The organism is Bradyrhizobium sp., assembly GCF_049581145.1.
Taxonomy (GTDB): Bacteria; Pseudomonadota; Alphaproteobacteria; order Rhizobiales; family Xanthobacteraceae; genus Bradyrhizobium.
Genome location: NZ_JBAURI010000899.1, coordinates 1 through 13,111 on the forward strand (window position 1 = coordinate 1; position 13,111 = coordinate 13,111).

At 64.1% G+C, this 13,111-nt stretch carries 10 protein-coding genes and 1 pseudogene; 5 read left to right on the top strand and 6 right to left on the bottom strand.

Annotation, left to right across the window (positions count from 1 at the left end):
- The 3 genes and pseudogenes from WCB02_RS29525 to WCB02_RS29535 form a co-directional block, all read left to right on the top strand.
- A pseudogene (locus tag WCB02_RS29525) lies at positions 1-302 on the top strand (tripartite tricarboxylate transporter substrate binding protein); the annotation flags it as partial.
- Positions 303-470: 168 nt separating this feature from the next.
- Entirely contained in the window at positions 471-1,013 is a 543-nt protein-coding gene (locus tag WCB02_RS29530) for a tripartite tricarboxylate transporter TctB family protein (RefSeq protein WP_423963430.1), read from the top strand.
- Positions 1,014-1,031: 18 nt separating this feature from the next.
- Positions 1,032-2,555, top strand: a complete 1,524-nt coding sequence (locus WCB02_RS29535; RefSeq protein ID WP_423963432.1) for a tripartite tricarboxylate transporter permease — start codon at positions 1,032-1,034, stop codon at positions 2,553-2,555.
- Between the two features lie 143 nt (positions 2,556-2,698).
- Here the strand turns inward: WCB02_RS29535 and WCB02_RS29540 are convergent, their stop codons facing one another.
- From WCB02_RS29540 to WCB02_RS29565, 6 genes are all read right to left on the bottom strand, one after another.
- On the bottom strand, positions 2,699-3,892 hold the full coding sequence (locus WCB02_RS29540; protein ID WP_423963435.1) for a CaiB/BaiF CoA transferase family protein: 1,194 nt from the start codon (positions 3,890-3,892) through the stop codon (positions 2,699-2,701).
- Between the two features lie 126 nt (positions 3,893-4,018).
- Complete coding sequence (locus WCB02_RS29545; protein ID WP_423963438.1) at positions 4,019-5,995, bottom strand: HAD-IIIC family phosphatase; 1,977 nt, start codon at positions 5,993-5,995, stop codon at positions 4,019-4,021.
- 14 nt (positions 5,996-6,009) lie between these two features.
- Entirely contained in the window at positions 6,010-6,276 is a 267-nt protein-coding gene (locus tag WCB02_RS29550) for an acyl carrier protein (protein ID WP_423963440.1), read from the bottom strand.
- Positions 6,276-7,187 carry an AAC(3) family N-acetyltransferase gene (locus WCB02_RS29555; protein ID WP_423963442.1) on the bottom strand — a complete coding sequence of 304 codons (912 nt, stop codon included), beginning with the start codon at positions 7,185-7,187 and terminating at the stop codon, positions 6,276-6,278. Before WCB02_RS29555 ends, WCB02_RS29550 begins: the two co-directional genes overlap by 1 nt.
- Before the next feature lie 67 nt (positions 7,188-7,254).
- Positions 7,255-8,694: an SDR family oxidoreductase gene (locus tag WCB02_RS29560; protein ID WP_423963445.1), complete on the bottom strand. Its 1,440-nt coding sequence runs from the start codon at positions 8,692-8,694 to the stop codon at positions 7,255-7,257.
- A 16-nt stretch (positions 8,695-8,710) separates the two neighbouring features.
- A complete protein-coding gene (locus tag WCB02_RS29565; protein WP_423963448.1) occupies positions 8,711-10,030 on the bottom strand; it encodes a hypothetical protein in 1,320 nt (439 codons plus the stop codon).
- Between the two features lie 296 nt (positions 10,031-10,326).
- Between WCB02_RS29565 and WCB02_RS29570 the strand changes: the two genes are divergently transcribed.
- Both WCB02_RS29570 and WCB02_RS29575 read left to right on the top strand, forming a co-directional pair.
- Positions 10,327-11,859 carry a lipopolysaccharide biosynthesis protein gene (locus WCB02_RS29570; RefSeq protein ID WP_423963450.1) on the top strand — a complete coding sequence of 511 codons (1,533 nt, stop codon included), beginning with the start codon at positions 10,327-10,329 and terminating at the stop codon, positions 11,857-11,859.
- Between the two features lie 154 nt (positions 11,860-12,013).
- Positions 12,014-13,105: a glycosyltransferase family protein gene (locus WCB02_RS29575; RefSeq protein WP_423963452.1), complete on the top strand. Its 1,092-nt coding sequence runs from the start codon at positions 12,014-12,016 to the stop codon at positions 13,103-13,105.
- Positions 13,106-13,111: the final 6 nt, after the last annotated feature.

The window sequence follows — 13,111 nt, forward strand, 5'->3', positions numbered from 1 at the left end:
CCGCCAAGGTGACCGAGACCCAGTCGTGGCACGACATCCCGACCTGCAAGGAGGAGGGGCTCGACCTGCAATATCTGATGCTGCGCGCGATCTTCCTGCCCGGCAAGGTGACGGCGGAGCAGCAGGCATTTTACGTCGACCTGTTCCAGAAGTTGACCCAGACCGCCGAATACAAGGACTACATGGAAAAGCAGGCGCTGAAACCGGTCTTCCTCTCCGGCAAGGGCATGTTGCAGTTCCTCGAGGAGGATGACACGCTCAACAGATCGTTGATGACACAAGCAGGGTTTGTCGCGAAGTAAGGACCGACAATCATGCCTCGCCCCCGTTTGACCGGCGTCAGGTCCGTGGGTGGGCGGCTGAGCGTACCGGGTTGTCCCGCTCTCCAAAGCCGCACGATTGCGGCCCTCCCGGGTTGCGCGATCATGCGCTTTCGCGGATGATCGGCGCCTGATTGAACCGAAGGGTCCATGTCCGAGTCCGAGTTAGAGATTGTTGTCGATGATCCGACCGCGCCGGAGCCCGACTCGCCCGCGGTGACCAGCAATCGCTCGGTCGAAATCGTGGTCTCGCTGTTGTTGCTGGCGCTTGCGGCGTTGCTTGGTTACGACAACTGGCGCACCGGCAATTCCTGGGACTCCACCGGGCCGGAGCCGGGCTATTTCCCGTTCTACCTGGCCGTCATCCTCGCCGGCGCCAGCCTCTATGGTCTGATCGCGGCCTACCTGGCGCAGCAGGAGACGACCCAAACCTTCGTGACCTGGGCGCAGCTCCGCCGGGTGATGGCGGTGTTCGTGCCGACCTTGCTGTTCTGTCTGGCGACGCAGTTCCTCGGCCTCTATGTCGCGAGCTTCCTGCTGATCGCGGGCTTCATGCGCTGGGTCGGCAAGATCGCATGGTGGAAGTCGCTGCTGACGGCCTTCCTGTTCACCGCGGCCATGTTCGTGACCTTCGACATCGCCTTCGACGTCATCATGCCGAAAGGACCGCTCGAAGCGGCCTTTGGCTACTAGGGATCGGCAGCGCTCATCATGGAAGCTTTCGGTCTCCTGCTGCACGGCTTTGTCGTCCTTCTGACCTGGAAAACCATGGCGCTGATGATGGTCGGGCTGGTGCTTGGCATCTTCGTCGGCGTGCTGCCGGGGCTTGGCGGCCCGAACGGCGTCGCGATCCTGCTGCCTTTGACCTTCACCATGGATCCGACATCGGCCATCGTGATGCTGTCCTGCATCTATTGGGGTGCCTTGTTCGGAGGCGCCATCACCTCGATCCTGTTCAATATCCCCGGCGAAGCCTGGTCGGTCGCCACCACCTTCGACGGCTACCCGATGGCGCAGCAGGGCAAGGCGGCCGAGGCGTTGACCGCCGCGTTCACCTCGTCGTTCATCGGCTCGCTGGTCGCGGTGCTGCTGATCACTTTCCTGGCGCCGCTGATCTCGTCCTTCGCGTTGAAATTCGGACCGCCGGAATTTTTCGCGGTCTATCTGTTGACGTTCTGCTCGTTCGTCGGCCTCGGGCGTGAAGCCAAGCACAAGACGGTGATCTCGATGTCGCTTGGGCTTCTTCTCGCGGGCATCGGCATGGACACCGTGTCCGGGCAGTTGCGCATGACCTTCGGCTCCGGTGAATTGCTCCGCGGCATCAATTTCCTGGTCGCGGTGATCGGCCTGTTCGGCATCAGCGAAATCCTCCTGACGATGGAGGAGCGCCTGGCGCTGCGCGGCCACGCCGCCAGCATCAATCTGCGCGTGGTGCTGTCGGTCTGGAAGGACCTGCCGAAATATTGGGTGACGCTGCTGCGCTCCTCGATCATCGGCTGCTGGCTGGGCATAACGCCGGGCGGCGCGATTGCCGCGTCCTTCATGGGCTACAACCTCGCCAAGCGCTTTTCGAAGGATCCGGACAGCTTTGGCAAGGGCCGCATCGAAGGCGTGTTCGCGCCGGAAACCGCGGCGCATGCGTCGGGCACCGCGGCGCTGCTGCCGATGCTGGCACTCGGCATTCCCGGCTCCGGCACCGCCGCGATCCTGCTCGGCGGGCTGATGGTGTGGGGCCTCAATCCCGGTCCGCTGCTGTTCGTCGAGCACAAGGATTTCGTCTGGGGGCTGATCGCCTCGATGTATCTCGGCAACGTCGTCGGCCTCGTGCTCGTGCTCACCACCGTGCCGGTGTTCGCATCGATCCTGCGGGTGCCGTTCGCGGCCGTCGCACCCATGATCGTGGTGTCCTGCGCGATCGGGGCTTATGCGATCCAGAACGCGATGTTCGACATCTGGCTGATGCTCGTGTTCGGCGTGGTCGGCTATGTCTTCAAGAAAATCTCGATCCCGCTGGCGCCGTTCACGCTGGCGCTGGTGCTCGGAAGCCGCGCGGAGGATGCGTTCCGCCTGTCGATGATCGGCTCGGGCGGCGATATGCGGGTGTTCTGGTCCAACGGCCTCGTCGGCTCGATCACGACTCTCGCAATTGTGCTCCTGTTCTGGCCGATGATCGGTAGAACCTGGGTTGGGATGGAGCGGCTGTGGCGCCCGGTCAAGGTGTCCGGCGAGGCTTGAACTCGCTTGGCGGCGAGCTCAGCGCTGACAAGTCCGGCACCACCCGGGCGGGCTGGACTGTCGACGCCAGTGACGAGCAAGCCCCCGACGGCAAATAGACCGCCAAGCTCGCATATCTCAGGTCCAGCGGATGCGCGCCCGGCTCACACCACCTTGCGCTGCCGCAGATCCGCGATCTCGTCCCTGCCGAAGCCGAATTCGGCCAGCACTTCCTCGGTCTGCTCGCCGAATTCCGGCGGCCGCGCCGCCATTTTGCTCGGCGTGCGCGACAGCGTGAACGGCTGGCTGACCAGGCGGATATGGCGGCCTTCCACGTTCGGCACGTCCTGCGCCATGCCGAGATGTTCGACCTGCGCGTCGGCGAATACCTGGTCGATGGCATAGATCGGGCCGCACGGCACGCCGGCGGCGTTGAGCTCGTTGACCCAAGTCTCGGTGGACTTGGTCTCGGTGAGCTTGTTGATCCTGGCGTTCAGCGCATCGCGGTTCTTCGAGCGCGCCGGCGCGGTGGCGTAGTCGGGGTCGGTGATGAACTCGGGCGCGCCGAGCGTCTGCGCGCAGCGCTCCCAGATGCGTCCGCCCGTGGTCGCGATGTTGATGTAGCCGTCGGAGGTCTTGAATACGCCGGTCGGAATGCTGGTCGGATGGTTGTTGCCGGCCTGCGGCGCGACCTCCCGCTCCATCAGCCAACGCGCGGCCTGGAAATCCAGCATGAAGATCTGGGCCTGCAACAGCGAGGTCTGCACCCACTGGCCCTCGCCGGACACCTCGCGCTCCAATAGCGCGGTGAGGATGCCCATGGCGCAGGATAGGCCCGCCGTGAGGTCGGCGACGGGAATGCCGACCCGCATCGGGCCCTCTCCGGGCGCGCCGGTGATCGACATCAGGCCGCCCATGCCCTGCGCGATCTGATCGAAGCCGGGACGCTTGTGGTAGGGGCCGTCCTGGCCAAAGCCGGAGATGCTGCCATAGACGATGCGCGGATTGACCTTGCGCACGCTCTCATAGTCGATGCCGAGCTTGGCCTTGACGTCGGGCCGGAAGTTCTCGATCACGACGTCGGCCTTTTCGGCGAGCCGCATGAACACTTCGCGACCTCGGGGATCCTTCAGATTGAGCGTCATGGCCCGCTTGTTGCGGTGCAGATTCTGAAAGTCGGAGCCGTGGCGCGGCCCGCCCAATTGCTCGCTGCCGGCTTCCTCCAACAGCGCGTCGATCTTGATGACATTGGCGCCCCAGTCCGCGAACTGCCGGGCGCAGGTCGGACCGGCCCGAACGCGGGTCAGGTCGAGCACGGTGAAGCGGGACAGGGCTTGCGAGGCGCGCGGAAAAGCCATTCGGCGGAACTCCGAACAGGGAAAAGGGAGGTTCAGGGCCCTGTTTGATGGGTCAAATCCGCCGTGAATTCAATAGCCGATCGCAACTGGCTTGGCAGGCCAGCCTGGCGATTTCGCAAGCCTCGCTCAACTCGCAGCGGCGCGCTCATCCGATTGCCGCGCGTCGATGTTGATCGGCAGGCTCCTGTCGGCATACGCGCCGACCTCGAGTCGCCAGGTCGTTTCCTTCACGCCTGTTTCGCCGCCGTCTTCCGCGGCGATCTCCGCGAAGCCGAGCTTTTCGTAGTGATCGCGCACCAGGGCGTTCCGCGCAGTCGGGATGTAGCGCCCGATAATCTCGGTCATGCCCTTCCGGCGGGCCTCTGCGACGATGTAGTGCAGAATAGCGTCCTCGACGCGGCGGCCGAGCACCCGGCAGGACATGATCCAGCTGTCGACCTCCAGGCGGTGGCCGCTTTGCCGGCCTATCACCACCGAGATCATGCCGTTGTCGCCGAAGATATCGTCGAGGCGGGCCTGGATCGTAAGCGCCTTGGGGTCTGACTGCAGCGCGGCGATTTCGGCTTCGCTATAGCGGCGGGTGGTGAGGTTGAACTGGTTCGACTTCGCAACGAGCTGGGCGATCCGCTTGCGGCCGCCAGCGTCGAACGGCGCGATCGAGAGCGTCATGCCCAGCGAACGCAGATAGTCGTCGTGATTGCCGATCCGCTCCATCTGCGCCGCACGCAGGGCATTGGCCTTGTAGAACCCGGCGCGCAACTGATCTTCCCGGGAGAAGCTGGTCTGCTCGAAATAGCCCGCGGCCTGCAGCACCGTCAGCCAGTCGGCGGGATCGTCGGGTAATTCGGGCACCGCGACCGCAGGCAGGGCGTCGCGCACGCGCTTGCGCTCGGCGGGGTTGTCGTCCACGAACACGAAGCATTCGAGGCCAAGTTCGATCCGGTCGGCGATCAGCTTGATGTTGGCGGCCTTGTCGTCCCAATTGACCCGGAAGGCCGTGATGTCGTCTTCCTTCAGGATCATCTCGGGATGATTGCGGAAGGCGTCGAGCGCGATCGCTTCGTCGTTCTTAGAGGAGACGCAGAGCAGGATGCCGCGCGCCTTCAGCGATAAAGCCATCCGCTGCAGCGCCGCATGAGCTTCGCCGAGCGCGCTGCCGCTGCCGAGCGCGAGCCCTTCGATGCCATCGTCGCCGACGATGCCCCCCCACATCGTGTTGTCGAGGTCCAGAACCAGCACGCGACGCGAGCGCCCCGTCTGCGCGGCGAATAACCGCATCAGATTGTCGGCGTAGATCGGGATCATCGCGGTCGCGAATGGATATTTCGCGGCATACCAGTAGCGCCCGGCCGACCACGCTGAATGACCGACTGAACCCGCCAGCGCATTGACGTCGAGCACGAGGTGGGAGTCCCGCCGGGCGCTCACGGCAAGGCCGCGGTTGAATTCCTGGATGAGCCACCGCGGGCTGCCCGGTAGTCCCAGATCCATGTTGAATTGGATGACGTCCGGGTCGTCGGCAAGCGTCTGCAGGATCACCGGCCGTCCCGTTGCCGTTCGCGCCACCTCGGCCACGCGCCAGATACGGGCGATGGCACTCTCGACGATTTGCGCCGCCGCGTCCAAATCGTCGAGCCCGGAGGCAAGCCGCAGCATGCGATTGTCGGAGGCGACCAGCACGAAGTCCACGGGGCTTTGTTTCAACTCGCGCGCGTTGCGCTTGAGCCAAGGCTCGGGCTCCTCATATTCGGCGACAGTGACGTCAAGCAGGAATCCGAACCGGAGCGCGGTGCCGATCAGAGCATCGGCGAGATGCGAGGCAGTGCTGGCGGACAGGATCAGGAGGTGGATGCGCACCAGACCGTGTCGCGGGGCTTCGGCAGCCAGTGTCGTCGGCGCTGATCTGAGGATGCTGCCGACCTTGCGGCCGAGCGAGCGGAGATCTGCCTCGCCCCAGGCCGCCAGGGCCAGTGACTGGAGGAATTTCAAGGCCTGCGGGGAATCCGATGGCATCCCCGTCAGCGCGTCGCGCAGCTTCCCCGACGGACGCGGCAGCCAGGGCAGCGCCTGCAATGGGAGTTTTGCTGACGGATTGCTCGACACCGAAAATCCGCTTTTTAGCGTGCGCGCTGCTGGATCAGCTCGACGAACTGCCGGACCGAGGCGATCCGCTCGATCTCCGTGAGACTGAACTCGATATCGAATTCGCCTTCGATGCCGCTCACCAGACGGATATGCGCCAGGCTGTCCCAGCCCGGCAAATCCTTCTGGGTGGTGTCGAGTCCGATCGCCAGCGCCTCATTGTCGAGCTCGGCGCGGAAGACGTCCTGAACCCTGGCAAGGACGGCATCGGGGGCTGCCAGTTCTTCAGTCGCGTGATCCATCAGGCGGTCGATCCCTTGTCGAGCGGCACAAAAAGCTCCGGCTTCGGAGCCGGCTCGATATACATCGTAATGCCCCTGCGACCAAGCCTGACCGCCTGGGCGATGAAGGGTTTCGCGTCCGCGGCCAGCATCCGCAAATTGGATAATCGTGCATCGACGCAGATCTCGGGGCCGAAATGGCGGCGTAGCCGCTTTGGCCGGATATCGCCGGTTCGTCGCCGGTATTCGTGTTCGCCGGTCTCGCCATTGGCACGCTTCCAGCGATATTTCACCCTGCCATCGAACACGCGGTGAAAGAACGGAATCTCGTCGAACAGCAGGCATTCCACCGCGTGCAGCGGCGTCATGAACTCGAACCCCGCGCCAAGCCCGAACATGCGGGCATCGACTTCGGCGAGCCGGCAGAACGGGCTGTCCTTGCCCCAGGCCATGTCGGTCAAGTGGTGATCCCGCACCAGGAAATCCGCGTTCGGGCCGACCGCGCACACCGACGAGCTCAGATGGACGCTTCGCCGCACCTGCGGATTGCGGCGAAAGATTTCGCAGAGCAGGCCGGTGTAGACCGGCGCCTTGTCGACGAGAAAAACCTTGCGCTCGTCCTGGTCGATCGGAAAAGCCGGCATCGCCAGCGTGCCGGAGGGCCCGAGCATGTCGCGCAGCAGGTCGATCATTTCACTCGGTCGCAGCGGCACGTTGTAGAATTCGTTCCACGACGACTGGACCCAGAGCGTGCGGCCGCGCGTCGCGCCCAGGTCGGTCAATTGCTGGCGCAATTCGGCGATCGCGACCGGTTGCCGATAGATTTTCTTCTCGAGCCACAGCTTGCGTTTGCGCATCAGGCCGCGCACGTCGCTCTCGCCCAGAACCTTCTGGGCCAGGCGCTTGACGGCACTGCGGACGACGCGTGACATGATGGCGATGCGAAATGGTGATGGCGAATCGGTTGCGTGCTGGAGCGATCAATCGGAAGACCGATCGTCAGCCGGGCGGCGCGGGCTCTTGCCGCGCCATCTGTTGCACTTGATAGACGATGGGAAGCAGCACGTCCAACGCGTTGTCGGTGCTGGCGACGCCGACGGTCGCGGTCTGGTCGGTCAGGATTCGTGGCAGGCGGCGGGTGAGCGCGGCAATGTTCGGCATGAATTGACCGAGATGGCCGGCCAGGGTCTCGCCGGCGGCCTTGGCCATCGCGTATTCGGCAGTCGTGCCGAGGCCCTGCTCGATTGCAACCGTCGAGGGATAGAACACCGCGACCGGCCGCGCCGCGCCCGCCGCCAGCGCCGCGCAGAGATCGTAGAAGCCGTCGGCATAGAAGCTCAGGAAATGGCGCAGCCGGTCCGGTTCATAGCGTGCGGACCTGCGCAGGAATATCTTCGGCGTCGCGAAATAATAGCAGCAATCGATCGGCTCCAGCCCGGTTAGCTGCTCGTGCGGCGGCGACAGCGCATCATAACGCCGAACGTCGCAATGTTCGCCGGACGCGGCGATGTCGGCCGCGACACGTTCGGCCTCGTGCGCGCTATTCCTGTAGGTGATGACGACACGTCCCCCGCCCGCGGCGATGATCTTCGCAGTGACCTCGCCGAGACCCCGGGAGCCGCCGATCACGAGAGTCCGTTGCCCGGCAAACGGTCTGCCGCTGATGTGGGGAGCTATCTCGGCCATGCCGGGCTGCCGCGGCGGCGAGGGGCGTGAAAACGCCTCCAGCCGGCCCGCCGCGCCGCCGCCGGCGATATCGATCTGCAGCGACCGGAAGCGGGTGTCGAGCTTTCGGACCGCGTAAGCCAAGGTGCCGTCCTGATCCTCGCTCGCGCCGAAGTTGATGTCGAGCCCGGCAAACAGCGAGTGCAATCCCGGGCAAGCCATGCCCACGATCCCGGAGGTTGCCAGCAGCGCCTTGGCCCCGTTAAGTCCGATCGCATCGGTCAGCGCCGGAAACAGCGATCGCACGTCGTCGTAGGGCATGGCGACCGCGCCGGCCCGACCGGCCAACTGCTCGAGCGAGAGATCGGCAGGCGCGCTCAGCGGCGCGGCCGGGATGGCTCGAGGTTCGATCTTCGCGATCTTCTTTCCAGGCTCCGATGTCAGCTTGACCAGCGCCACGACGACATCGGCTGTGACCACCTCGAACTCGATCTGCCGGTCGGTGCGCTGTCGAATTTGAACGGAGGCGGCTTCGTCGAGGTAGAGCGGCTGCAGGAATCTGGCGCGGATGTTGGCGACCGCGATCGGAAAGGTGCGCAGCACGGCATCAGCCGCCCAGGCGAGATTGTGAATGCCGTGCACGATCGGTGCGCCGGCCTGGGTGCGCCGCGCGAACGCTTGATCGAGATGGATCGGATTCCAGTCCGACGACAGCGTTGCGAACGCGATTTGATCGTCCAGGCCGAAACTGCGGCTCGCGAGCGGAGCGGTCATCGAAATCCTGCAAGCCTCATGGCGACGGACGCGAAGCTCCTTCTATCACGGGCGGTTTGCTGCGCTCCAGATCCTCGAATGCACCTTTCACGCAGGCCACGACGGCCGGCCCGATCAGATCCGGTTCGAAATGGCCGGACAGTCCGAACAGCGGCTGAAATCCCTCGACCTCATAGCCGCCCTCGCGCACCTGCGCATCGGTCGGAAGATAGCCGTAGAGCGCCCCCAGATACCCGACATAGAGGCGACACGTCCCAGGCAGCGCGGGAATGACCTCGTCGAGAATGCATTCCCACTCCACGGTCGGCTCCGCCGACAGCGCCACGATCTCGAGCGCATTGCTGATCTGGATGATCTGGGCCGTCAGCCGTTTGTTCGGCGTCTTGCCGGTGAAGAACTGGCCGAGCGGAATGCTCGCCATACCCGTTTTCAGGCGCGCGGGCGCCAACGTCCTGGCGGCATTACCGGTCACGATTCTGTCGACGCCTGCGGCGAGACTCTTGCTCCAGATGATCCAGTCCCCGGCGGCGAGAATCGGAAACAGATTGCCGAACACCACGACGCGGATGAGTTTCTGGAACCGCTCGCGCAGTGTGAACTTCTGTGGCGAGGGGGCGATATTCGGCCTGATGTTGCCGCAAAAGCCCTGCGCGAACACGCATGGAATTTGGCCGAAGCGCTGGCGCAGCATGTCGCGCACCGCGCCCGGATAGTCGGAACTGATGACGCTGTCGGGAACGACCGCGGTCGGGTGACAGGTGTAGTGCCAGATCACGCCCAGCGCCTCGCCGTCACCTGTCTTGCGAAGCAGCACGACCGTTGCCTGCTCGTCCCTCGGGCCCGACGGATTCGGCGAAAAGACGACGCTTCTCAGCTTGAACCCATGCATCCGTCCGATGGTCGGGTATGGCCAGAAGCGGCGTCGATTGATGGAATGATCGAGCAGTCCTCGAAAGATTTCGACCTCGACCTCGCAAGCCGGTTGGCGCAGCAGGCGACGGACAAGGTCTTCGGTAGCGCGCGCGGTGTCCTCGACAAACCCATCGTCCGGTATGCCCAGGCGATGGCAGGCCTGATCAGTGGCCGGCGCGTTGTGGGTATGCGAGGCCAGCAGCACCAATTCGTGCGGCGCAAATCCCAATTCCCCGAGTCTTGCCAGGATCAGATCCTGCAGTTCCGACCCGACCAGCATCAGGTCGAAGCTGAAAATCAGGCAGCGCTGCTCGCCACATTCCAAGAGCAGGACGGAGACCTCGATCGGATCGAGCACCGCGGCGACCGGCGCCTCGCGCAGATGATAGCCGGCGAGGCGGAGCGGACGGTCGCGCGGCGTCACGTCACAACAGCCGGTGCGTGCGCGCAGTCCTGCCGAAGAGCCATTTTTGCGGTCGAACAGCATTCTAGCAGGTGTCCTCACAAATCAGCCAAGTCCGGACCTTTGCATTGGCCTCTTGTCTGATCCCGCACGGCACAATAAGGCTTGTATCCGTACCCGAACCCGAGGGCCGATGTCCATATTGCGCGATCGCCTTGAGGCATGCTTCGCTCGGAGCCCGCGGGTGTTTGACGCCGAGGCCATCGCCGCGTGAAAATTGCCGATCGCCGCAGAAAAAGCAGGCCTAGCGAGGTATCGTGCCGCTTTTGAGTTCGAGCCGCGCGCGTCGCATCTTTGGCGGATGGTCGGCCAATGTGATGCAGTTGCTGCTTGCGCTGACGCAGCAGATCGTCCTGATTCCGCTGTTCCTGAAATACTGGTCGAGCGACACCCTGTCCGCGTGGCTGACGATTTTTGCAGCCGGCAGTCTCGTGCTGGCGGCGGATGCCGGCCTGCACGCCTGGTCGCTGAACCGCTTCCTCGCCTTCAAGTCGAAGAGCGGCTGCGATCGCCGCAGCAGCCGCTACTACGGAGCGATATTCCAGCTTTTCGTCTGCTTCACCCTGCTGCTTGCCATCGTGGTGCTTGGGATATGCGCGCTGGTGACACCCTCCCGCCTGCTCGGATTTCCGGCGGAAGCGGACTTCGACATCGCTTTCGTCATCATGGTGCTGGGCTCGGTTGTCATGTTGCCGAGCAATCTGCCGAGCGCGCTTTACCGTGCCCGCGGGCTCTACGGGCGGATCGTGCGCGTTCAGGCGGTGGGAACCGCGATCGGGCAGATCGGGCAGATTGTCGGCGTGGTCGCGACCGGCAGCCTGCTGGTCGTCGTGCTTGCTTTCGTCGCCGGACAGATCGCGACCGCGATCTTCATCCTGTTCGTCGACGTGCGGCGGCAGTTTCCCTTCCTCGGCCATCTCCGCCGCAGAACGAGCAGGATTTCCTGGCGCTGGACCGTCGGCCAATTTGTCGGTGCCTTTCCGTTTTCGGTGATGAATTTTGCCGAAGTCGGGCTTGCCTATCTCTCGGTCCTGCTGATCGGGATCTTCGTCTCGGACCGCATCGCGATTGCGCAATGGGGATTGACGCGCACCATCGCCAATCTGTTGCGCGGGCTGTGCTACCAGATGACGCTGCCGCTTGCGGCCGAACTCGGCCACGACCATGCGATTGGCGCGCGCGACAGCCTGCAACGGCTCTACGCGCGGGGATCGACGATCCTGGTGCTGTTTGCGAGCGGTACCACGGCCGGCCTTCTGGCCTTCTGGCCGGATTTCTTCGCGATCTGGACCCATGGCGCGATTCCCACCAATGCGATGCTGACGATCACGCTACTGCTCGGCACATGCATCGCTGCGCCCGCGATCCTGGCGCTCAGCTATGCCAATTACAGCAATCGCGGCAGCCTGCTGCTGTGGACGAAGTCCACTCAGCTCGTGATCTTCCTGGTTATGTCATTCCTGCTGATCCCGCGGCTGGGTCCGCTCGGCGCCGCCATCGCGCTGATCGCGAGCGATCTGATCGCACAGTCGGGCATTCTGTCATTCGTCATCCTGAGCGAGACCTTGCGGCATCCGCTGCGATACGTCCTGCTGCTGGCGGTGATGATGGTGACGATCGTAGCTTCCGGGGCGGCGCTTGGCGTCGTGATCCGGGATGTCGCACCGGGAACCGGGCTCTTGCACTTTGCGATCGAATGCGCGGTCTGGCTGCTGGCCGTGGCGCTGATCGCAAGCCCGCTGGCGCATCGGCCGCTTCGCGTACGGCTCATCGCAGCGCTGCCTGGCTAGTTTGCCAAGAGCCAATTCCGGGGCGGAGGGCGCCATCGTCGAACGGCCGGTTTTCGCCGCGCGCAGGGGGCAAAAAGCCGCGCCGCCACGTTGAGAATGACCGGAAATTGGGCTAGGGCTTTGGCCATGTTGGCATCGCCGGGATAGACAGCCTGTGAGGCTTTTCCAGAATTCCAGATACTATCCCTCGCTCCGTCCCAAAATTCGCGAACTGACCAGGAGCCATTGCCGGTTTGCCGACCAGATCAGGGCGTTTCTCGATTTCCGCGAGGCGGCGGCCCATACCCTGTTGCCGGTCGAGCAGGCCGCCGAATGGGCCTTTTTTGCCAATGGCGACGACATCGAGATGCAGCGCGTCTGGGCGCGCGAGCAAGGCCTGCCGTCGCGCGCCTCGGCAGACGACATCCTGAAGGCGCAGATCGAGGCGCACCGGACCGAGGTATTTTATAACGTCGACGCGACGGGATGGGATCGCGACTTCATTAAGAGCCTGCCCGGTTGCGTGAAGACGACGATTGCCTGGCACGCCGCGCCGTTCCGCAACGCGCCGCTGGCCGACTATGACCTGGTGGTCTGCAACTTCCCCTCGATCCTGGACAGGTTGAAACAGCAGGGTTGCCGCACGGACTATTTCTTTCCGGCCTACGATCCCGCGCTGGAGCCGTTTGCGGGCCGCCGCGACCGGCCGGTCGACGTGCTGTTCGTCGGCGGCTACTCGCGCCACCACCAGCAGCGGGCGGCGGTGCTGGAGGCGGTGGCGAGGCTGTCCGGCGAGATCAATGTGGTCTACCATCTGGATCGGTCGCGGCTGTGCCGGCTTGCAGAATCGCCTTTTGGACAGTTGCTGCCGCTCGCGAAACATCGCCGGCCACGGCCGATCCGGGTGGTGACGCGCCAGCCGGTGTTCGGACGCGATTATTACGAGGTGCTGTCCGCGGCCAAGATCGTGCTGAACGGCGCGATCGACATGGCGGGCGCCGATCGCGGCAATATGCGTTGTTTCGAGGCGCTGGGAAGCGGAGCGCTGCTGTTGTCGGATCAGGGCAACTATCCGGAAGGCATGGTGAACGGCGAGACCATCACGACCTATGCGACGCCGCAGCAGGCCGTCGAGCAGATCAGGAGCCACCTGGCGGCCGCCGGTGAGCGAACAACAATAGCACAGGCGGGCCATGACATGATATCGAGCCGTTATTCGAAGGAAGTCCAATGGAGGCGTTTCGAGTCGCTCGTGGCTTCGATCTAGCAGGGC